Source organism: Streptomyces sp. NPDC059169 (assembly GCF_042755225.1).
In the GTDB taxonomy this organism is placed as follows: Bacteria; Actinomycetota; Actinomycetes; order Streptomycetales; family Streptomycetaceae; genus Streptomyces.
On sequence record NZ_JBHZCF010000004.1, the window covers coordinates 48,513 to 69,434 of the forward strand.

Annotated in this window: 21 protein-coding genes and 1 pseudogene; 14 read left to right on the forward strand and 8 right to left on the reverse strand. The window is 69.2% G+C overall.

What is annotated here, in order from left to right; all coding sequences use genetic code 11:
• Positions 1–184: 184 nt before the first annotated feature.
• Positions 185–623, forward strand: a pseudogene (locus ACFXOM_RS08780) (transposase); the annotation flags it as partial.
• A 166-nt stretch (positions 624–789) separates the two neighbouring features.
• Here the strand turns inward: ACFXOM_RS08780 and ACFXOM_RS08785 are convergent.
• Entirely contained in the window at positions 790–1,509 is a 720-nt protein-coding gene (locus ACFXOM_RS08785) for an ABC transporter permease (RefSeq protein WP_384947591.1), read from the reverse strand.
• A gap of 90 nt (positions 1,510–1,599) precedes the next feature.
• Positions 1,600–2,487 (reverse strand): ABC transporter ATP-binding protein, encoded by an 888-nt coding sequence (locus tag ACFXOM_RS08790; protein ID WP_384947594.1) that lies wholly within the window; start codon positions 2,485–2,487, stop codon positions 1,600–1,602.
• Between the two features lie 383 nt (positions 2,488–2,870).
• Here ACFXOM_RS08790 and ACFXOM_RS08795 point away from each other — a divergent pair, with 383 nt between their 5' ends.
• Both ACFXOM_RS08795 and ACFXOM_RS08800 read left to right on the forward strand, forming a co-directional pair.
• On the forward strand, positions 2,871–4,010 hold the full coding sequence (locus ACFXOM_RS08795) for a sensor histidine kinase (protein ID WP_384947597.1): 1,140 nt from the start codon (positions 2,871–2,873) through the stop codon (positions 4,008–4,010).
• Complete coding sequence (locus ACFXOM_RS08800) at positions 4,007–4,609, forward strand: response regulator (RefSeq protein ID WP_384947600.1); 603 nt, start codon at positions 4,007–4,009, stop codon at positions 4,607–4,609. Before ACFXOM_RS08795 ends, ACFXOM_RS08800 begins: the two co-directional genes overlap by 4 nt.
• Positions 4,610–5,037: 428 nt before the next feature.
• On the opposite strand, the gene ACFXOM_RS08805 is transcribed toward ACFXOM_RS08800, so the two are convergent.
• Positions 5,038–5,778: an alpha/beta fold hydrolase gene (locus tag ACFXOM_RS08805; protein WP_384947602.1), complete on the reverse strand. Its 741-nt coding sequence runs from the start codon at positions 5,776–5,778 to the stop codon at positions 5,038–5,040.
• A gap of 90 nt (positions 5,779–5,868) precedes the next feature.
• Here ACFXOM_RS08805 and ACFXOM_RS08810 point away from each other — a divergent pair, with 90 nt between their 5' ends.
• On the forward strand, positions 5,869–6,411 hold the full coding sequence (locus tag ACFXOM_RS08810) for a TetR/AcrR family transcriptional regulator (RefSeq protein ID WP_384947605.1): 543 nt from the start codon (positions 5,869–5,871) through the stop codon (positions 6,409–6,411).
• A 632-nt stretch (positions 6,412–7,043) separates the two neighbouring features.
• On the opposite strand, the gene ACFXOM_RS08815 is transcribed toward ACFXOM_RS08810, so the two are convergent.
• Positions 7,044–8,321: a sensor histidine kinase gene (locus ACFXOM_RS08815; protein ID WP_384947607.1), complete on the reverse strand. Its 1,278-nt coding sequence runs from the start codon at positions 8,319–8,321 to the stop codon at positions 7,044–7,046.
• Positions 8,318–8,974, reverse strand: coding sequence for a response regulator transcription factor (locus ACFXOM_RS08820; protein WP_384947609.1), 657 nt, complete (start codon positions 8,972–8,974; stop codon positions 8,318–8,320). Before ACFXOM_RS08820 ends, ACFXOM_RS08815 begins: the two co-directional genes overlap by 4 nt.
• A gap of 130 nt (positions 8,975–9,104) precedes the next feature.
• Here ACFXOM_RS08820 and ACFXOM_RS08825 point away from each other — a divergent pair, with 130 nt between their 5' ends.
• The 5 genes from ACFXOM_RS08825 to ACFXOM_RS08845 all read left to right on the forward strand — a co-directional run bounded on the left by ACFXOM_RS08825 (position 9,105) and on the right by ACFXOM_RS08845 (position 14,369).
• Positions 9,105–9,620: a hypothetical protein gene (locus ACFXOM_RS08825; protein WP_384947612.1), complete on the forward strand. Its 516-nt coding sequence runs from the start codon at positions 9,105–9,107 to the stop codon at positions 9,618–9,620.
• Between the two features lie 14 nt (positions 9,621–9,634).
• The gene (locus ACFXOM_RS08830) at positions 9,635–10,855 is read left to right on the forward strand and encodes an efflux RND transporter periplasmic adaptor subunit (RefSeq protein ID WP_385037466.1); all 1,221 of its coding nucleotides are present in this window, start codon (positions 9,635–9,637) and stop codon (positions 10,853–10,855) included.
• Positions 10,852–11,577, forward strand: coding sequence for an ABC transporter ATP-binding protein (locus ACFXOM_RS08835; RefSeq protein ID WP_384947618.1), 726 nt, complete (start codon positions 10,852–10,854; stop codon positions 11,575–11,577). Before ACFXOM_RS08830 ends, ACFXOM_RS08835 begins: the two co-directional genes overlap by 4 nt.
• A gap of 11 nt (positions 11,578–11,588) precedes the next feature.
• Positions 11,589–12,761, forward strand: a complete 1,173-nt coding sequence (locus tag ACFXOM_RS08840) for an ABC transporter permease (protein ID WP_384947621.1) — start codon at positions 11,589–11,591, stop codon at positions 12,759–12,761.
• A gap of 138 nt (positions 12,762–12,899) precedes the next feature.
• The gene (locus tag ACFXOM_RS08845; protein ID WP_385037469.1) at positions 12,900–14,369 is read left to right on the forward strand and encodes a M28 family peptidase; all 1,470 of its coding nucleotides are present in this window, start codon (positions 12,900–12,902) and stop codon (positions 14,367–14,369) included.
• A 61-nt stretch (positions 14,370–14,430) separates the two neighbouring features.
• Here ACFXOM_RS08845 and ACFXOM_RS08850 read toward each other — a convergent pair whose 3' ends face one another.
• On the reverse strand, positions 14,431–15,369 hold the full coding sequence (locus tag ACFXOM_RS08850; protein WP_384947626.1) for a GlxA family transcriptional regulator: 939 nt from the start codon (positions 15,367–15,369) through the stop codon (positions 14,431–14,433).
• A 196-nt stretch (positions 15,370–15,565) separates the two neighbouring features.
• Between ACFXOM_RS08850 and ACFXOM_RS08855 the strand changes: the two genes are divergently transcribed.
• The 4 genes from ACFXOM_RS08855 (at position 15,566) to ACFXOM_RS08870 (ending at position 17,394) form a co-directional block, all read left to right on the forward strand.
• Positions 15,566–16,255 carry a DJ-1/PfpI family protein gene (locus tag ACFXOM_RS08855; protein ID WP_384947629.1) on the forward strand — a complete coding sequence of 230 codons (690 nt, stop codon included), beginning with the start codon at positions 15,566–15,568 and terminating at the stop codon, positions 16,253–16,255.
• Between the two features lie 73 nt (positions 16,256–16,328).
• The gene (locus ACFXOM_RS08860) at positions 16,329–16,649 is read left to right on the forward strand and encodes a hypothetical protein (RefSeq protein ID WP_385037472.1); all 321 of its coding nucleotides are present in this window, start codon (positions 16,329–16,331) and stop codon (positions 16,647–16,649) included.
• Positions 16,646–17,113, forward strand: a complete 468-nt coding sequence (locus ACFXOM_RS08865; protein WP_384947634.1) for a DUF2269 family protein — start codon at positions 16,646–16,648, stop codon at positions 17,111–17,113. Before ACFXOM_RS08860 ends, ACFXOM_RS08865 begins: the two co-directional genes overlap by 4 nt.
• Positions 17,110–17,394, forward strand: a complete 285-nt coding sequence (locus ACFXOM_RS08870) for a DUF3817 domain-containing protein (protein ID WP_384947637.1) — start codon at positions 17,110–17,112, stop codon at positions 17,392–17,394. The genes ACFXOM_RS08865 and ACFXOM_RS08870 overlap by 4 nt, the downstream gene beginning before the upstream one ends.
• Positions 17,395–17,415: 21 nt before the next feature.
• Here ACFXOM_RS08870 and ACFXOM_RS08875 read toward each other — a convergent pair whose 3' ends face one another.
• Together ACFXOM_RS08875 and ACFXOM_RS08880 are read right to left on the reverse strand one after the other, a co-directional pair.
• Positions 17,416–17,667: a hypothetical protein gene (locus ACFXOM_RS08875; protein ID WP_384947638.1), complete on the reverse strand. Its 252-nt coding sequence runs from the start codon at positions 17,665–17,667 to the stop codon at positions 17,416–17,418.
• 85 nt (positions 17,668–17,752) lie between these two features.
• Positions 17,753–19,957, reverse strand: a complete 2,205-nt coding sequence (locus ACFXOM_RS08880; RefSeq protein ID WP_385037475.1) for an ATP-binding protein — start codon at positions 19,955–19,957, stop codon at positions 17,753–17,755.
• Between the two features lie 130 nt (positions 19,958–20,087).
• Between ACFXOM_RS08880 and ACFXOM_RS08885 the strand changes: the two genes are divergently transcribed.
• Positions 20,088–20,891 carry a nuclear transport factor 2 family protein gene (locus tag ACFXOM_RS08885; protein WP_384947642.1) on the forward strand — a complete coding sequence of 268 codons (804 nt, stop codon included), beginning with the start codon at positions 20,088–20,090 and terminating at the stop codon, positions 20,889–20,891.
• The last annotated feature ends 31 nt before the right edge of the window (positions 20,892–20,922 follow it).

Sequence of the window (20,922 nt, forward strand, 5' to 3'; positions counted from 1 at the left end):
TCCTGCGACGACGAAGAACCCCGAACCTGGTACCAGGTTCGGGGTTCTTCTGTGGGGTGCTCACGACTGTCTCTGACCAGGCGGGACAGAAGCGGTTGAAGATCGCTTCCCAGTCAGCCGAGGATCGTTTCCGCTGCTGGGGCGGCCTCTCATGTCCCGTCGCACTGCAGTTGTCCATTGGTCTTGCATCGTCACCGATACGCTCGGCCTCCTGTTCGCGGTCCTGGTCGCCGGGGCCAGCGTCCAGGACTCCAACGCCGGCACCCGCCTGCTCGACCGGGTCGCCGCTGACCACCCCACGATCCGCACGACCTGGGTGGGCGACGGCTACCGCAAGCACTTCGTCGAGCACGCCGCCAGCCTCGGCATCGACATGGAGATGAGCGCCCGTACGCCCGGGACCAGGGGATTCACCCCCATACCCAAACGCTGGGCCGTGGAGCACACTTACGGCTGGCTGATGCTGAACCGCCGCCCGGCCCGCGATTACGAGACCCTCCCGGCCCGCTCCGAAGCCATGATCCACCTCGCCATGACTGACCTCATGGCCCGCCGCCTCACCGGCGAAGCCCGCCATCTCCTGGCGTGACCCGACATCGCGGTGCCCAATCTGGATCCAGGGACGAAACGACGGGAGAAGACGACCTCTCAGTGACAGAGCGAGAGAAGAGGCGGTCTGGGGCGCACGGCCCCGCGCTGGGGTCAGGGGCGGGAAGGGCGGCGACGTTCGCGCGGAGACAGGTTCGGCGGCGCACTGTCAGGAATGCGGACCACGGGTGGGCGGCGGGGTCAGCGGCGCGGTTCCCAGCGGAACATGCGGGAAGCCAGCGCGACGGCGACGACGACCCAGGCCAGTGTGGGCAGCAGCAGTGGCAGGGAGTCCGCTGCGGGTACGCCGCCGTTCCAGGCGTTGAGGGCGAGTTCGGTGGCGGAGCCGCCGGGGAGGAGCCGCTTGAGCTGGGTGAGCTCCGTGGTGCCGGTGATCCCTACCCAGGTGGAGACGCCGATGGCGCCGAGACTGACGGGCAGGGTGGTCACCTGGGCATGTTCGGGGGAGTTCGTCAGTCCCGCCGTGGCCAGGCCCAGGGCGAGCATCATGGCCACCGTGGACAGGACCGCTACTGCCAGCAGCGGGAGGCTGGCCGGCGCGCCGGTGACCGCGGCCAGTACGGTGAGGATCGCCACCACCTGCACGATCGCTAGGAGGGTGACCGGGAGTGTCAGCCCGACGAGGATCCCAGCGTCGCTCGTCGGGGTGGAGCGCAGCCGCTTGAGGAAGAGACTTTGGCGGCGCGAGGCCAGCGTGGTCACGACGGTCGTGTAGAGCCCGAAGGCTGTCACCGTGAACATCACCACGGCGGCGATGTACCCGAGGCTGCCCAGGTCGGCGAAGATCTCATTCTGGTAGACGAAGAACGCGCACGGCACGATCGGGATGACGAAACTGGTCAGCAGCACCAGCCGGTTACGGAAGATCTGCTTCAGCTCGCTGAGAGCGATGGGGAGCATCGTGAGGGTTCTTTCCTGTGAGGTTCTTGTGGGGTTCCGGCGGCAGGGCGCCGAATGCGCGGCGGATCCGGCCGGGGCGTCTTGGGGGATTCAGACGCCGCTGATCTTGCGGAAGACGTCGTCGAGCCGGGTCGGCCCGGCCTCGAGTTCGCGCAGTTCAGCTTCGTTGGCGTGCGCCCAGCCGAGCAGGATGTAGAGGTCGTGCGGCAGGTCGAAGGTCTCGATCAGGAACCTCCCCTCGCCGTCGCTCCTGCCCAGCAGCGGTAGATCCGCTGGTGCGGGGGTTGCCAAGGTGAAGCGGATGGTGGCCGGCAGGGTTCGGGTGAGCTCGGAGACAGTCCCTTCCTGGTGGAAGACGCCCTTGTGCATGAGCCCGATACGGTCGGCGTGCTGCTGCGCCTCCTCCAGATAGTGCGTGGTCAGCACGACGGTGGAGCCGTCCTCGCGCAGCTTGTCCACCGCCCGCCACAGGTCGTCCCGGGAATGGATGTCCAGACCGGTGGTCGGCTCATCAAGGAAGATCAGCTCGGGTGTGCCGTAGACGGCGGTGGCGAAGTCCAGACGCCGCTTCTCGCCGCCGGAGAGATGGGACACCTTGGTGTCGGCCTTGCGCCTCAGGTCGACGATGTCGAGCACGCGCTCGACCGTGTCGGTGCGCTGGGAGAGCGTGCCGATCAGCTGGACCGACTCCTTCACCGTCAGGTCTGACGAGAAACCGCTCTCCTGCAGCATGATGCCGATCCGGGAACGCACGGCCCGCCGGTCGCGCGGGCTGTGGCCGAAGACGCGCACGGTGCCTGAGTCGGCCGTGCGGTGGCCTTCCACTGTTTCCAGGGTCGAGGTCTTGCCGGCCCCATTCGTGCCGAGCAGCGCGTAGAGCTCTCCTTTCTCCACCTGGAAAGACAGGTTCTTCACGGCGTGGAAGTCGCCGTAGCTCAGGTTGAGACGGTCAACGTCGATGACGGGTGTCGAGGTCATGGGTCGATTGCACGAGAGTCTCCGGCCGCCTGGTAGTGGCGTGGTGTCACTGCCGGTCCGTGACATTTCTGGGGGTGGCGGCATGACGTGGTGTCACTGGTGGCACCCGGGGAACCGGCGCGACACTTCGAGATCGACCGGTTGCTCGCTCCCGGAGAGGTGGCCGCACATGGACACCCGGCCTCTGCTCGTTCCATCGACGGGTAATATTGCAGCGTATGTTCTAATTTGCTTGGTTCTGTTCGTCTACTGCCTGGGGCCAGCCATTACCCTGGCGCCATGGACTCCTGGCTCGAAGACCGCCGGCGGCTGATGTGGACGGCCGCAGGCATGGTCGCGCCGAGCGCTGTCGCGATCCCCGTGCTCGGACCGCGGACCCGGCGGTGACAGCGCAAGGAGCCGGCGTCGACCTGGCCGAACGCCGGCACGAAACCCGTGAGCGAATGCGCCGGCTCCACGTCCTCATGATGATCGTTGCCACCTTGTCGGTGGGCACGTTGCTCATCGCGGTCGACGCTCGGACCTGGTGGCAGGCGGCCGTCCTGAGCACCGGTGTGATCGCCGCCTTCGTTGCCTCTGCGCGGTGGACGGCGGTCGGCATCCCGCGCGTCGTCCGCCCCTGCCTGATCGTCACGGCAGCGGTGTGGATCGTCGGCGCGCTGGTACTGGACGCCCACACCGCGTTCTACGGCATCTGCGTCGTTGGCTCGCTCTACGCGCCTAAGCTGCCGCGCCACCGTGTCTCGGCCGCCTTCGGACTCGTTGCCTTCGTCGCCCTCGTGGGCGCGGCCAGGCTCCTGATCGCGCCAGAGGACGTGACGGACCTCCTGCTCCGGTACGTCCTCATCCCGGCGGGGAGCACGGTAGTGGTGACAGGCAGCATGTTCGCCGGCCAGGTCTTCTACGACCTTGTCGAGGAGTTGGAGGATGCGCGGGAACGGGAGGCCGAACTGGCCGTCGTCCAGGAACGGATGCGGTTCGCCAGCGATTTGCACGACATCCAGGGGCACACCCTGCACGTGGTGAAACTGAAGATCACGCTAGCCGAGAAGCTGCTGGGCATCGACGCGAGGCGCGCGGGGGAGGAGCTTCGGGAGGTGCGCGCCCTCATCGGCGACACCATCACCCAGACCAGGGAGCTCGCCTACGCACAGCGAAGACTCAACCTGTCCGCCGAGCTGGAGAACGCAAAGAACCTCTTTGAGGCCGCCGGCATCCACGTCCGGGTGGAGCGGGAGGGCGAGGTCGACCAGCGGGCCAACGAACTGCTCGGCCAGGTGCTGCGCGAGACGACGACCAACATTCTGCGCCATGCCCAAGCCACATACGTGAGGATCTTGCTCTCGGAGGGGGGGATCACCGTCCTCAACGACGGCGCGGGGCCCACGCCCTTGCCCGGTCTCAGTGGGCTGTCCACGCTCGGGGAACGAGTTGCCGGCAGCGGAGGGGAGCTGACGGTGGAGAAGAGGGACGGGCGCTTCCGCACCCGCGCACAGTTCCCGTACGGGAGGACCGAGACATGATGACGGTGGTGCTGGCCGACGACGAAGCACTCTTGCGCAAGGCCCTGGCAGCGCTGCTGACCCTGGAGGGCGGTATCACGGTGCTCGCCGAAGCCCAGGACGGCGAATCCGCTGTCCGGGCGACGCTCGAACATCAGCCCGACGTGCTTGTCATTGACCTCGAGATGCCCGGCGTGGATGGCCTCGGTGCGGTCGCGGAGATCCGCCGTGTCCGGCCCGAGCAGGTGATCCTCATGCTGACCCGGCACGCCCGCCCCGGAGTGCTGCGCAAAGCCCTGAAACTCGGCGTCCAAGGCTTCGTCAGTAAGTCGGCAGAGCCCGCCCACATCACGTCCGTGATCACAACCCTGCACGCGGGCAAGCGGTGGATCGACCCCGACGTCTCCGCGCTCGCCGTCGTCGACGATTGCCCCCTGACCGACCGTGAGATCGATGTTCTGCGCGGCACCCGCGACGGCTACTCCGTCGCCGACATCGCCGCCCGCCTGCACCTTGCTGAGGGCACCGTACGCAACTACCTGTCGTTCGCCATGCAGAAGACCCAGACGCGAACCCGCCACGAGGCAGCCCGCTACGCGTGGACACACGACTGGCTGTGAGGGCGTTCCGGACGGGACGCGTCGCGGGCATCCCGGTACTCCGCAGGGGTGCCCCCTTTGGCTTGGTCGGCGGCATCGTCGCGAGTTTGGTTGACCTCTCAGTGAAACGGCGGAGGCGTACGTCCGGACTGCAGCGTCGATCCGGACCAAGATCTCCAGTCGCTCTGGTTGCTGTTCCGGGTGCTGTCTCATCCTGGCATCGGTGACTGACCGTGCAAATCTTGGGCAGGGCGAGATCGATGAGTGGACCTCGCTTACGCGTTGGCCATCCTTCCTGGCGTGGAGGAGTTGGAGGGTGAGGACGAGCCCCATCGATTTCGACGGCCCACCTTTCGCCCTGGGACCGGACTGAGTCACCTGCCATCACGGTCCCGCCCTCACGTGCGAGCGGTCCCGTCATCGCAAGGACTTCGCCCGCCACCCGGATGTCATGCGGTCCCCCAGAACCGGTTCAGCACCTCCGCGCCCCGATCGGGGTCCTGCTGCATCCAGTAGTGGGTAAGGTGGTCCAGTTCCACTGCCTGTGCCCCGATTCGCCTCGCCATGTCCAGGTCCATTGCAGGCTGGGCCATGGGATCGCCAGTCGGGATCAGGATGAGCCCCGGCGCCGGAGCGGGGCGGTCGAAGCTCTGGCCCCAGTCGGTGTGGAAGTTGGGCCAGGCCGAACGGTAGAGGGTCAGGATGGCCGTGCTCATCTCCTCGTCGTGGACGCTGTCGACTTCTGCCGCCAGTTCGGCGCTCATCCCTCGGGGGCGGAGGAAGTCGCCGAAGCTGGGACTGCCAGGAGTCTGCGTGCGCAACGAGGCGAGCAACTCCTCACCGTCCGGGCTCTTCTGGAAGAGAGTCGCCGCCTCGTGCCACTGATAGTCGGGGTGCCAGCCGTGGGCGACGTCGGACACCCAGCTGCGCACCGGAACCTCGTAGGCGGAGACGATCCGCATCACCAAGTGCGCACCCCAGTCGTGGCCGACAAGGTCGACGGGCTCACCGAGGGCTCGCAGCTCGTTCGCCAGCCAGGCGGCGTATGCCTCCTTACCGTCCAGGTGAGCCGGTCTAGGGCTGCCGAATCCGGGCAGCCGCAGGGTTGTGGTGGGGCGGTCGATCCGCTCCTGGAGCTCGTTCCAGACAGAGGGCGTCTCGGGCACTCCATGGATCAACACGACGGTCATGGCCGCTCCTGACAAGGGTAAGTGGATTAGCTATCCATTTCACTCTAACACCTACCTGATAGGCTATCCGTATAGATTTCGAGGAGGGCCATGAGAGCCGACGCCGCACGCAACAGGCAGAGGATCTTCGAGGAGGCCTACAGTGCCGTCATTCGCGGGGAGACCACGCTCACCCTCAACGAGCTTGCACGCAAGGCGGGAGTAGGCGTGGGGACGGTCTACCGGGTCTTTCCCACGCAGCGGGCCATGCTGGAGTCCGTCCTGACCGAGGCGGTCCGAGAACTCATCGATGCCGCGACCGCAGTCGGCAGACACCCCGACCCCACCAAGGCCCTTGTTGACTTCCTCCGCACGGCACTCCTGGCAGCCATGGCCCAACCGGGCCTCACTGACGTTCTGATTACCGGGTCCGACGAGACGGACACTTTGCACCGAGCCAAGGCGGAGCTGGTCGAAGTCACCTCTCACCTGCTCGCTCGTATTAGCCCGCTCCCTGCCCTCACCGGCGAGAACCTGCTCAAGCTCCTGTGTGGACTGATTCACGCTGTCAGTGAGCACCCTGCGGAGCGGCAGGGTGCAGCGATCGACGCCTACTTCGGCATCCTCCAGGTCGGCCTCGCGCCCACCCCCTGACGGCCACATCCGGGGGTGGGGTCCGAACCTGGTGATGGGGCCGGAGGCCGCCTTGCGCTTCGGAGTGTGACGGGCCCTTGGATGTCCGCCAGTTGCCACATGGCTTGGGACGCAGAGACCGCTGGCCGGGCGGACGTCGCGGACGGCCCCGGGCAGGGGAGGGGAAGGCCACGGCAGCCGACCGAAACGGATCGGCGACGACCTGCCTGCTCACCCCGTGTAGCGTTTCAAGCAGCGCATTACCTCGTGCTTCCCTTTCCTTCGGCCGTGCGTCGCTCCCATGTGACGCGGGTGGGTTCGTCCAGTCGCATGCGGGTGACACGATGCGGTGCAAGGTGGTGTTGGACTGTCTGTGCCCGCCCGAGTTGAGCGGGAGATGCCGGCTCCGGCCCGAGACTGCTCGACGGGACTGACGCCGCAGAGCGCGGTGAAGGAAGCATCGCTGCCCAGTCGTTCAGGGTTGTCGCCGGTCCCGATCGACAGGGCCGCTGCGCTGTCCGGCCTGGTCTCAGAGGGGCTCTGCCATGCCGCCTGGCACTGCTGGTTCGAGGGCCTCGCTGGGCTTGTGGGGGTCACGCGCTACTACTGCGGTGTAGTCGGTGCGCGGCTCCGTCCGCGTCCGCCGCCCGGTTTCACCGGGCGCCGTCTGTGTCGCCCGTCCCGGTCCCGCGGTGGCCGCCGCGGTGCGGGGGCGGGACCCAACGGGGGAGGGCGGCGGTGACGATGAGCCCGCCGTGTTTGCGAGGAAGCGCCGTGACCTCCCCGCCGTGGGAGCGCGCGATGGCCCGGACGATGGCCAGGCCGAGGCCCGAGCCCCGCTCGGATTCGGTGCGGTCCGCTGCCAGGCGGCGGAAGGGCTGGAAGAGCGACTCGACGTCTTGGCCCGCGACCACGGGGCCGGTGTTCTCGACCGTAAGGGCGGCGCCGCCGTCGGGGGCGGTGCCGGTGGAGAGGCGTACCCAGCCGTGCGGCCCGTTGTAGCGGACGGCATTCTCGAGCAGGTTGTGGATGATGCGTTCCACCATCACGGCGTTGCCCGAGGCGATGGCCGGTCGGATCTCTAGTCGCAGGCCGATGCCTGCCGCGTCCGCCTGCGGTTGGTGCAACTCGGCGGTGTGACGAGTGAGCGCGGCGAGGTCGACGGGCGTGTAGTCGGCGACCCCCGCCTCCCCCTTGGCCAAGGCAAGGAGTCCGCTGATCAGGCGTTCGTTGCGTTCGTTGACGGTGAGCAGGGAGAGACCCAGGCGCCGGGTGTCTTCGGTGGCCGTCCGACGGCGCAGGGCCACCTCGATGAGGGTGCGGTTGATGGCGAGAGGCGTGCGCAGTTCGTGGGAGGCGTCGGCGATGAAGCGTTGCTGGTCCCGGAAGGATTTCTCCAGGCGACCCATCATTGTGTCGAAGGTGTCGGCGAGCCGGGTGACCTCGTCGCGCGGGCCGGTGAATGCCAGCCGCTCGGCGAGGTCGCCGCGGGAGGCGATGCGCTGCGCGGTCTGCGCGATCCGGTCCAGGGGACGCAGCACTCGGCCGGCCATCAGATAGCCCAAGAACGCCGCCACGACCGTGAGTACGCCCAGCGCGAGGGCGCCCTGGCGCAGCAGGGACTGCAGGGCCACGGCCCGGTAGACATCCTCCAGCTCACGCAGTCCGGTGCTGCCGGCCGCTTGGCTGGCGCGGAAGTCCTGCGCGAGGGGATCAAGTGAGGCTTCGGGCACCGGGGTGATCCCGCCCTCCCTGGTGACATACAGGGCCCCCGCCGCCTGGAACCGTTCGGCCAGCCCTGCTTCGAGCAGCAGGTAGGTCACGGCGAGCAGAATCACTCCGCAGGCCATGAACAGGGTGCCGTACAGGAGCGTGAGCCGGATGCGGATGGGCGGCTGCGGGAGTCGCGCCGACCCCGCGAGGCGCCTCACGGGATCCGGTATCCCGCGCCCGGGACGGTCAGGATGACCTGTGGCTGCCCGAGCTTCTTGCGCAGTTTCATCACCGTCACGCGGACGGCGTTGGTGAAGGGGTCGATGTGCTCGTCCCATGCCCGCTCCAGTAGCTCCTCGGCCGAGACGACCGCGCCGTCCGCCCGGAGTAGTTCCAGAAGAACGGCGAACTCCTTGCGTGCCAGGGGCACGTGGCGTCCGTCGCGGTAGACCTCGCGGCGAGCGGTCTCCATCCGCAGCCCGGCTCGTTCGTAGGCGGGCGGGCCCGCAGGCCGGGCGCGGCGGGCCAAGGCGTGCACACGGGCGACGAGTTCCTCGAAGGCGAACGGCTTGGGGAGGTAGTCGTCGGCGCCCAGGGCGAGACCGTCGATGCGGGAGGGCACGTCGGAGGCGGCGGTGATCATCAGGACCCGGGTGCTGCCGCCGGACCCCACGACGGCCCGGCACACCTCGTCGCCGTGCACCACCGGCAGATCGCGGTCCAACAGGAGCACGTCGTAGTCGTGCACGGAGAGGTGTTCCAGGGCGGAGTCGCCGTCGTGCACCAGGTCGACGGCGAATGCCTCCTCGCGCAGTCCCTCGGCGAGGGCGTCGGCCAGCATGCGCTCGTCCTCGGCGATCAGCACTCTCATGCCGCACAGGATGGCAGAGGCGCGGATAACCGGAACGTAAACACATCCGGTTACGCCGGGGATACCGGGCCCCACCTCTACTGGTCCCCGACGCCGGGAGACGCCCGGCACGGACGAGATTGTTGAGCGCATGCGTACCATTTCGCGTACTCGATGGGGCCTGCTGGCCGCCATACCGCTGATGAGCCTCCTGCTCGCCGCCTGCGGGGGCGACAACGGCGACGACGACGGTGTCGCCTCCGCGGGCGGTGACAAGCAGAGGGGCGGACAGCAACTCACCGCCGCCGAGAAGAGCAAGAAGTACACCGCCTGTCTCTCCGAGCGAGGTGTGGCGCCACCCGGTGGAAAGGCCGGCGAGGACGCGCCCGAGCAGACCGCCTCGCCCGAGGAAGTGGAGGCCGCGCTCGCGGCGTGCAAGGAGTTCGCGCCCACTGCGCAGGACATGCAGGACACCAAGCCCGACGCGAAGCAGCTCGCCCAGGCACGCGAGTACGTCAAGTGCCTGCGCGCCAACGGCTACGACGCCCCGGACCCCGACCCGGAGACAGGTGGCCTGCCGGTCGACCAGAACGCCATGAAGGACATGGACAAGCTCCGGGCCGCTGCGGAGAAGTGCAAGGACGTCAACCCCGCCCCCAAGCAGTGACGGGTGGCGACGGAATGACACACACACCGGGCACCACGGACGACCGGTCGGACCGCACCGACCGCCTCCCCGTTCCGGCGGACCCAGCACAGACACCCGCGCACAACCCGCCGGACACGCCTCCTGACGACAGGCGGCAGGAGCCGCCGCGCGTCCGCCGCCGCCGCACCGTCGTCGCCCTCGTCGCGGTTGCGGTCGCGGTCGTGCTGGGGACCGTCGGGGTGGTGGCGTACGGCGCCGGCGACGACGGCGGGAAAACCGACAAGAGCAGCGGCCTGCCACCGGCGACCGCCACCGTGACCCGCTCCGACCTCGCCCGCCAGGACACCGTCACCGGCAGCCTCGGCTACGGCGACAAACAGCCCCTGCTGAGCGGCGCATCGGGCACCGTGACCTGGATGCCGAAACCCGGCACCACCGTCGCGCAGGGCCAGAACGCCTTCAAGGTCGACGGGCGGCCCGTCCCTCTCATCTACGGCGACACCCCGCTCTACCGCGCTGTGCACCCCGGCACAAAAGGCCCCGACGTTGCCGAGGTGGAACGTGCACTGGTCGCCCTCGGCTACATCGGCTTCACCGCCGACGAGGAGTACTCAGACAAGACTGCAGCGGCCGTCAAGCGCTGGCAGAAGAAACTCGGCGTGCCGCAGACGGGCACAGTTGAGCCCGCTGACCTGGTCGTGGCCGGCGACAAGATACGCGTCACCGGCCACGAGGTGAAACTGGGCGAGCCCCTCCGGCCCGGCTCACCCGTCTTGACGTACACCAGCACCGGCCGGCTGGTCGTCATCGACCTCGATGCCAAGAAGCAGAACCTCGTGCGCCGCGGCGACGTGGTCGCTGTTGTCCTGCCCGACGGCGCGCGCGCAGCCGGCACCGTTTCCTCCGTCGGCAAGGTGGCAAGCACCGAGACCGGCGGGGGCGGCCAGGGAGGTGACAACAGCAAGACCGTCATCAAGGTCACCGTTCGGATCGGCGACAAGGACAAGGACAAGCTCGGAAGCTACGACGGCGCGCCCGTCGACGTGGAGATCACCTCCGAGAAGAAGAAGAACGTGCTGACCGTGCCCATCTCCGCACTCCTCGCCCTGTCGGAGGGTGGCTACGGCGTCCAAGTCGTCAAGGGCTCCGTCACCACCACCGTCGCGGTGAAGACCGGCATGTTCGCCAACGGCCGGGTCGAGATCACCGGCGACGGACTGAAGGCGGGCGACAAGGTCGGGGTGCCGCGATGACCTCCACCGTCGTGCGCCTTGACCGCATCACCCGCTCCTACCCCGGGGGCGTCACCGCCCTCGACGGCGTCAGCCTCGACATCTACCGCGGCGAACTGGTCGCCATCGTCGGCCCCTCCGGGTCAGGCAAATCGACCCTCCTCAACATGATCGGCAGCCTCGACCGGCCCGACCACGGCACCGTCACCGTCGACGGCCACGACGTCGCCACCCTCGGCGACCGGGAACTGTCCGCGCTGCGCGCGCTCCACATCGGCTTCGTCTTCCAGCACTTCCACCTCACGGCGGGCGTCCGCGCCCTCGACAACGTCGCCGAGGGCCTGCTGTACGCGGGCATCCCTCTCGCCCAGCGCCGCGTCGCCGCCCGGACGGCCTTGGAACGGGTCGGACTCGGCCACCGCGTCTACCACCGGCCCCACGAGCTGTCCGGCGGCGAGAAGCAGCGCGTTGCCATCGCCCGCGCCCTGGTGGGTGGGCCGAGCCTACTCCTCGCGGACGAGCCGACCGGGGCCCTGGACTCCCGTTCCGGTACCACGGTGATGAACCTGCTGCGTGCCCTGAACGCCGAGGGCACCACCGTAGTGATCATCACCCACGACCGGGAGATCGCCGCCTCCCTACCCCGCCAGGTCCACGTGCGCGACGGCCGCATCGTGCACGACTCCGCGCCCGGTTCCGTGCAGAGCGGCCCGGCCGACGCCCAGGCGGTGTCGCCGTGTTGAAGGTCTCTCGTATGAACACGCGTGACGTCGTTCGCGTAGGAGCCTTTGGACTGCGGGCCCGCCCGCTGCGGGTCTTCCTGTCCGCGCTCGGCATCGCCATCGGCATCGCGGCGATGATCGGCGTTGTGGGCATCTCCACTTCCAGCCACGCCGAACTACAGCGCACCCTCGACCGCCTCGGCACCAACCTCCTCACCGCGGCCCCCGGCCGGACCTTCAGCGGCGGCGAGGCCAAGCTCCCCGAACGCTCCATCGACATGGTCGGCCGTATCGCCCCGGTCGAGTCCGCGACCGGCACCGGCAAGGTCAAGGCGTACGTCTACCGCAACGACCGCATCCCGGCCGCCGAGAACAGCAGCATCAGTGTCCGTGCTGCACGCCTCGACCTCCTGGACACCGTCGGCGGCACCCTCGCCCGCGGCAGGTGGCTCAACACCGCCACCTCCAGGTATCCGGCCGCTGTGCTTGGCGCAGGCGCCGCCGACCGGCTGGGCATCGGCAGCATCAGCCCCGACTCCCAGGTATGGCTGGGCGGTCAGTGGTTCAGCGTCGTCGGCATCCTCGACGAGGTGGCCCTGGCACCCGAGCTTGACGACAGCGCGCTCGTCGGCTGGGACGCCGCCAAGCGGCACCTCGCCTTCGACGGACACCCCACCACGCTCTACGTCCGCACCACCGACAGCGCCGTCACGGCGGTGCGCGAGGTCCTCGCCGCCACCGTCAACCCCGAGGCACCTACCGAAGTGCTCGTCAGCCGCCCTTCGGACGCCCTCGCCGCCAAGGGCGCCACCGACGAGGCCTTCACCGGTCTGATGCTCGGCCTCGGCGGGGTCGCCCTCCTCGTCGGCGGGGTCGGCGTGGCCAACACCATGGTCATCTCCGTCTTGGAACGCCGCGCCGAGATCGGCCTACGCCGCGCCCTCGGCGCACGGCGCGGCAACATCCGCACGCAGTTCCTCGCGGAGTCCCAGCTGCTGGCGGGCATCGGCGGGATCGCCGGAATCGTCATCGGGGCGGCTGTCACCGCCGTCTACGCCCTCTCTCAGGGTTGGCCAGCCGTCGTTCCAGCCTGGGCGATGGCCGGTGGCCTGCTCGCCACCCTCGCGATCGGCGCCCTGGCCGGCCTCTACCCGGCTGTGCGGGCCTCCCGACTGCCGCCGACCGAGGCGTTGTCCGGGGCCTGATCCCGACACGCACCACGGCCCTCTCCCTGCCTGCCCCCGAGCGGGCTCACCGGGAACTCCCGCTCCCCGGGGTCGGCCCAGCGCCTCCGCTCTCGCCCGATCCCACAGTGATCCATCAGTGACCAGAAGGAACGCCCGATGACATCGACGCACTCGCATCAGCAGCCACAGGGGATGTCCCGGAGAGGAGTGCTGGGCGCGATAGCTACCGGCCTCGTGGCCTCAACAGCCCTCGGTGGGCAGGCGTACGGCGCCCCACCCGCCTGCCCGCCTGCGGAGAGCGCGGGCGAGCGGGTGCGGCAGCACCTGCGCGCACTGGACGCCGTCGCCGCGCGGCATGGCGGCGACCGGGCGGCCGGCCGGCCCGGCTTCGAGCACTCCGCCCGCTACGTGGAGCGCCGGCTCCACGCGGCCGGCCTGCGCACCCGACGTCAGCCCTTCGGCTACCCCCGTACGGACTTCGTACGCGACACCGTGGAGCAGATCCGCCCGCAGCGGCGCGAGGTGATCCACTTCCCGGCGCATGGCTTGGCGGCATCGCCCGACGGCGGACACATCGGTGAACTCGTCGTCCCACGCGACCCGTTCGGCGACGCCGCAGACAGCTGGGAGGGGATCGACGCCCGCGCAAAGGTGGCGCTGCTGCAACTGCGCCCGAACACGCTGCGCGGCGCCCGGCAGGAACGCCGCACGGGCTGCCACACAGGAGACGGACCGTCCGGCCACCAGCGGATCGCGGACGACCAGACCGCAATGGCCCGCCGAGCCTTGGTCCACGCCCGCGCCGCCGACGTTTCGGCGGTGCTGTTCTACCTCGACCAATTCGACTTTCTCATCGGCCTGTTCTTCGACGCTCCCGGCGACACCGGCCTGCCGCCGGCTGCCGCCGTCTTTTCCAGTGCCGCCACCGCACTGCGGCAGGACATGGACGCCGGGGGCGCGACGGTGCGTGTCGATCTCGAACTGCAAGAGCGCCAGGTCGACACCTTCAACGTCCTGACCGTCCCGCCGGATATCACCGCCCCCCGCCATCTTTTCGGAGCTCACCTCGACAGCGTCCCGGCGGGCCCCGGCATCGACGACAATGCCTCCGGCTCCGCGCTCCTGCTCGACCTCGCTCTCTCCCCGACCGCCCGCGCCGGGCGCCGTGCCCAGTTCTGCTGGTGGGGCGGCGAGGAGGACGGGATGCGCGGCTCTCGGCACTTCGTCGCCACCGAACCGCTCAAACTCGTCCGCGGCTACTTCAATTCCGACATGGTCGCTGCCCCCAACTACGTCATCAGCGTCTACGGCGACGGCCCGCAGCGCCACTACACCGACCACCTCGCCGCCATCGGTCTGCCCTGGTTGGAGGGCCCGGTCGACGGCATGTCCGACCAAGTCCCCTTCCTCGAAGCCGGCATCCCGGTAGCCGGGATCGACACCGTCAACAGTGCCCCTGCGCGTCTCAAGGACGACCACGAGGCCGCCATCTTCGGCGGCGTCGCCGGCCAGCCCTTCGACCCCCAGCACCACGCCCCCGGCGACACCCTCAGTAACATCAGCACCACAGCCCTGGGTATCTGCACCACCGCCTCCCACGCCGCACTCCGCGCCACCACCCGGTAACCGCCCGCCCCGAGCGGCAGAAGAATTCTCACAGACGACCATTCAGGAGAATGATCACGAGTCAGCTGAAGGTGCGCCGGTAGGTTTGCGGGCTGACGCCGGTGGTGCGCTTGAAGCGGTCGCGGAAGGCGGTGGGCGAGCCGAACCCGACCTGGTGGCCGATGCGCTCGACGGAGTGCTCGGTGGTCTCCAGCAGGTGTTGTGCCTGGCGGATGCGGGCCCGGTGGAGCCACTGGAGCGGAGTGGTTCCGGTCTGGGTGCGAAAGCGTCGGATCAGGGTGCGGGTGCTGGTTCCGCACTGCGCGGCGATGTCGCCCAGGGTGAGGTCGCGGGCGAGGTTCTCCCGCAGCCAGGCCAGCAGCGTCTCCAACTCGGACCCCTGCGGGGGGAGGGCATGGTCGTGGACGATGAACTGAGCCTGTCCGCCCTCGCGTTCGAGCGGCATCACGGAAAGACGGGCGGCATCGGCGGCGACGGCTGAGCCGTAGTCACGACGGATCATGTGTAGGCACAGGTCCATGCCGGCGGCAGCGCCCGCCGAGGTGAGGAACTGGCCGTTGTCGACATAGAGCACGTCCGCGTCGACGGTGACGTCCGGGTGCAGGGCGGCCAGTAGGTTTGCCGCACTCCAGTGGGTCGTGACGCGCAGCCCGTCGAGAAGGCCGGTGGCCGCGAGGGGAAATGTGCCCACGCACAGCGAGGCGATCCGCGTCCCGGACGCGGCGGCCGACCTCAGAGCATCGCGTACGGCAGGAGGGAGCGGGGCCGTGGGGTCGGCGATTCCCGGCACGACGATCGTGTCCGCGTTCTTCAAACCCTCCAGGTTCCACGGCGCGCGCAGGGTGAAGGCGCCGGCGTCGATCTCGTCGCGCTCTGCGCAGACCCGCAGCTGGTAGCCGGGCCGCCCGTCGGGCAGGCGGGTCCGAGTAAAAACCTCGATCGGCGTGGACAAGTCGAACGGGATCACCTGGTCCAGCGCGAGAACGGCGATGGTGTGCATGGCGGGAACCTACCTGTTCGGAGCACGGAGAATCCCGGGCCAGGATGCCAGTGTGCCCATGTGAAAGCGGTTTTGACGCCTGTAGAAGGGTATGGCAATTTCCCGTTGAGATATGTCACTCGTGCCACTGGGCGATCGAGTCCGCAGCCGGTTGGCTTCACCACGGCGCAGCAAACCGATCCCGGAGGAATGACCCATGCACGTCCAGATCAGCCTGTTCGACGGCTTCGACCCGCTCGATGTCATCGCCCCCTACGAGGTGCTGTATGCCGGCGGCACGGCCTCGGCGGGTGCAGTGAGCGTGGAACTGGCCTCCGCGGAGGGGCCTCGCGAGGTCATCAGCGGTACCGGGGGGCTGGTACTGCGCGCCACCGCCGCACTCGACCCGGAACGTGCGGACATGGTCCTGGTGCCCGGAGCCTCCGGCCGCGTCGGCGAACCCGGCGAGGTCCCGGAGGAGGAAGCGGGGACCGGCGAGTGGAAGCAGAACGAGTTCATCCCCGTACTGCTCGGCCGCACGCTGACCACCGAGTTGCCCGCGCTCCTGAAGCGGGCGATGGACGCCCCGGACGTGACCGTCGCCACCGTCTGCGGCGGCTCGCTCGTCCTGGCCATGGCCGGCTTGCTGGTGGGGCGGCACGCCACCACGCACCACACGGGCCTGGACATGCTGGACGCCACCGGAGCACACGCAGTACGCGCCCGTGTCGTCGACGACGGCGACCTGATCACCGGCGCCGGCGTCACCTCCGGACTCGACCTCGGCCTGTACCTGCTGGAACGCGAGATCGGCCCACGCATCGCGCACGCCGTCGAGGAACTCTTCGCCTACGAGCGACGCGGCACCGTCTGGCGCGCCAAAGGCCCCACTCCCGCCACCTTCTGAGCCCCTCGGCCCGCACCCACCGACGCGGGCCCGTCCCTCGCGCCGATATCGCATCGAATGAAGGAGCGTCACCATGTCCGTTGAAGGCACCTGGAACCTGTCCATCTCCACCCCCAGCGGCAAGATCAAGGCCGCGGTGGAACTGCGCAGGCAGAACGACGGCACCCTGACCGGCGTCGCTCACGGAACCGGTGAGGAGGTACCACTCAGCGACATCGCACTCGACGGCGGCCGGCTCACCTGGAAGCAGGCCATCACCAAGCCCATGCGGCTCAACCTGGCCTTCGACGTGACCGTGGACGGCGACACGCTCAACGGCACCTCCAAGGCCGGTCGCCTCCCGGCGTCGATGGTCACCGGCGAGCGCCGGCCGGCCGTGGAGCACCAGGCGTGACCAAGATTCTGCTGTCCCTGCACGTCCTGGCCGCCATCCTGGCCGTCGGCCCCGTCACCGTCGCTGCCAGCATGTTCCCCGGGACGCTGCGCCGTACGGCCAGAGACCGGGACGGCACCCGCACGACCTTGCAGACGCTGCACCGCATCTGCAAGGTCTACGCCGGCATCGGCATCGCGGTCCCCATCTTCGGCCTCGCCACAGCCAGCAGCCTCGGAGTCCTGGGCGACGCCTGGCTGATCACCTCGATCGTGCTGACCGCAACGGCCGCCGGCGTCCTGATCCTGCTGATCCTGCCCGGCCAGGACCGTGCCCTGACCGACACGGCGAGCCCGGCCGAAACGCCGTCGCTGGCGCACGAAACGGCGAGCCGTCTCGCCCTGGCCACCGGCATCTTCAACCTCCTCTGGGCGACTGTCACCGTGCTGATGATCATCCGCCCCGGCTCGACCACAGGAGCATGACCATTTCTCTGCGTTCACCGCGCCACCTACGCATCGCAGCTCACGCCGAGCTAATCACTCTGATCGTGATGCTGGCCAACGTGTTCACCATCCATCTCAAGCCCATCTCGTCCGTGATGGGCCCCACACACGGCTGCGCATACCTGTTCGTAGTGATCGCAACATGGCGCCTCAAGCCTGCCCCGGCCGTCACCATCGCGGCCCTCGTACCGGGCGTCGGGGGGCTGCTCGCGCTGCGGCTGCTCGACCGCGGCGATCCGGCCGTAGACCAGCAGACATGACTGCGGGTTGAACATCCGTCGCTACAGTTCCTCACCCGGCAGACCACGAATGCCGCGCTCACGCAGGATACCCAGCACCGTTTCGGCGCTCTGCGCCAACAGCCCCGCTGTGATCACGATCATGGCCACCGCGCGCCACGCCAACCAACTGCTGGGCGGCGGGGCAGAGTCGCCGCGGTAGATGTACGCGGGGAACTCCCACGTACTGTGCCTCTCCTGCGACAGCGCTCCAGGAACCGTGGTTCGGCACTTCCGGGGAACGATCAAGGACATGGGACAGCCAGGGTCCTCAGGGTGCTCCGAAGCCAGAGCCCCGGTACACCGACCGGACACCGCCGGTACGGTCGGACGGCCCAGCTCAGCCTCGCCCGGCCGCGGTGTCGGCACGCCGGACGAGCTCCCGGAGCCGCTCGCCAAGTTCATCGGCGTCCAACGAGGCTGCGGCCGACCTCGCCACGCCCTCCCACCGCTTCGCCGACGCGACGTCACCGAGGTCGGCCGCCAGGGCCGCGGCCACGCCCGCCAGGTGTGCCTGCGGCCGGTGCCCGTCCTGTTGGGGGGCCAGCTCGCCAGCGACAGCGAGCATCACGGCCGCGTCGTCCAGGCGTCCTTCGCCGCGAGCGGCATGCGCGCACTCCACAAGGACCGCGGCCACCGAGAACCCGCTGCCCAACTCCTGCGCCGTGGCTGCGGCAGTCCGCCAGTGCTGCGCCGCCGCGGACCGGTCACCGCGCAGCAGCGCGCCGTCCCCGCAGCCGATGGGTACGTGCACGGCTGCCCACACGTCGTGTAGGACGTCGAGGCGTTCCTTCACGTGGACCTCGGCCTTGGCCAGCAAAACCCCTGAACGATCGAAGTCCTCCAGGCGCAGTGCCGCCGCCGACGCAAAGATCGCCGCCTCCGCGGCCAGGGAGGCGTCATCGATCCGTTCGGCCAGCCGCATGGCCCGTTCCGCGGTGGCGAACAGGTCCGCGGCGACGCGGTTGAACCCGGCGCGTGCCACCAGCCAGCGAGCCCGGCCCCGCTCGCCCAGGACATTCTCGTGCAAGCGATCGGTCCAGGCGAGGCCCTCATGGGTGTGCCCGGTCATCCACAGCGGCAGCCATATCGACCACAGCAACTCGGCGGCGTCGTCGTGCCGACCGGCGTCGACGAGCTGGTCGAAGCCGAGTCGGAGCACGTGGCGGTCGACCTCGACCTGCTCGACCGCCGTCATGTCGCCGCGGCCCCGGATCCGCACACCGTGTTCACGCGCCGCCCGAAGGGCCCATTGGGCCACGCCTCGACGGGCCTGTTCCCGGTCGGACGGTTCGAGCGTCTCAAGCGCGTACCGGCGTACCGGTTCCAGCAGCCGGAACCGCGTGACCAGTCCTGCGTCGTCGCCGCGGGTGACCAGGGAGTGCTCGATCAGCTCGGCGAGCGCACCCATCGCACCCGCCGCGTGCGGCGCAGCTATCGCGTCAACGAGGTTGAGGGAGAAGCTGCCCGGGATCATGGCGAGCCGGGGGAGCAGCCGCCGGGCTTCAGGGTCGAGCATCCGGGAGCTCCACTCGATGGTGGCAGCCATGGTGCGTTGCCGTGCGGGCAGGTCCCGCGGTCTGGCCACGGGCAGATTCGCCAGCTGATCACCCCGTTCGAGCAGCGCCCGTGGCCCGAGTCGGGCGGCCGCGGCGGCCAGGAGCTCGATGGCCAGTGGCAGTCCGTCGGTCTTCCCACACAGCTCCGCGACGGCACCCTCGTCCGTGCTCCCGGCGGGCGGTGACGCGCCGGCGGCAGCCAACCGCTCGCCGAAGAGCCTTACTGCGTCCGCCTGTCCGAGCGTGGCGATGCGCACCTCACGTTCCCGGCGTACCTTCAGCGGTACGCGGCTGGTGGCCAGGACCACTGCATCGGGGGACGCAGTCAGCAGCTCGATCAGCTGCGGGCCGCAGGCTGTCACGCGTTCCAGGTTGTCGAGCACGAGCAGGGCCGACGTCCCGGCGAGGTGCGCGGCGAGCTCGGTCACCGTGTCCGCGTGGGATCCCGCGGCGCGAGCCATGACGGCGACGGCGTCGTCGGGGTCGGTGACGTCGGTTAGGTCGGCGAAGTACACGCCGCCAGGATGATCGGCGGCCACCACATCCGCGACCACCAGCGCGACGGTGGTCTTGCCCACCCCGCCCGGACCGGTGAGCGTCACCAACCTGCCCGGCGTGCCGCGAAGAGCGGCGACGATCTCGGCGACCTCGTCGTCCCGCCCGATCACCGGGACGGCTGGAGGCGACGGCGAGCGGGTCGTCAACGTGCGGAGCGGCATCTCGAGGGCCTCGTCCCCTGCCCGGCCCAGGGCGGACAGCAGCGCCATGCGGTCGGTGTCACGGAGCTGCAGCGCAGAGGCCAGCGACCGCACCGTGTGCGGCTGGGGCTGGGTCCGCCGCCCGCGTTCCAACGCGCTGACCGCGTCAACGGACAATCCGGCGGCAGCTGCCAGCTCCTGTTGGGTCAGCGACCTCGCCTCCCGCAGGTCACGCAGCATGGTCGCGAAGCCACTCGTCTTCCGCGCCCGTTCTGGCGAATCGTTCACGAGATCGATTATGCCTTCGAGGGCCGGGGCGGTGTCCGGGCGGTGTCCGGGCGCTGTCCGATTGTCGGGCAGCGCCCCGATGTTCATGCTCGACGGTGACAGAACGAATCAGAGCTAGGAGATCGACAGCATGCTCCCCCAGGCCCTCCAGGCACTGCGCGAGGCGATCAACTCCCATGTCCCGGAGCGGATCGCCGACTGCTTCACCGACGACTACGTGGCCGAACGACCGCTGCGGCCGGCCGAGGGATTCATCGGTTCCGACCAGGTCGCCGCGAACTGGACGAAGATCTTGGTCGGGCTGCCCGACGTGCGGGCCGAGATCCTGCGCCACGCCCAAAATGGTGACGAGCTGTGGTCCGAGTGGGAGTGGCAGGGCACCGCCCCGACCGGGGCGACGGTCGTACTGCGCGGCCCGGTGATACTCACCACCCGCGACGGACGGATCGCATGGGCCCGGTTCTACCCCGACCCGGTCACCACGGACAACCCGACCCACACCACCGTTTCCCGTGTGCTGGACGCCCCGGCCGAACGGATCTTCGCGGTGCTCCGTGACCCCCGCCGCCACCCCGAACTCGACGCCACCGGCCTCCTGCGGCACGCAGAAACCTCCCGCCCGGTCGACGGCGTCGGCGATAGCTTCGTCATGGCCATGCACAACGACGAGACGGGCGACTACCGGATCGAGAACCACGTCGTGGCCTTCACCAAGAACCGGGTCATCGCCTGGGCCCCCGGCCAACCGGGCCAGCGCCCGGCAGGTCACCGCTTCACCTGGAAGCTCAGCCCGACCGACGACGGCCACACCGAGGTGACCCAGACCTACGACTGGACGGCTGTCACCCACCCGGCAGAGGTGCCTCGCCTGCCGGTCGTCTCCGCCGACGCACTCGACGGGTCGTTGATCCGTCTGGCTGCTGCGGTGGCGTAAGACCGCCATAGGACTCGGACGCAGTCCGCCA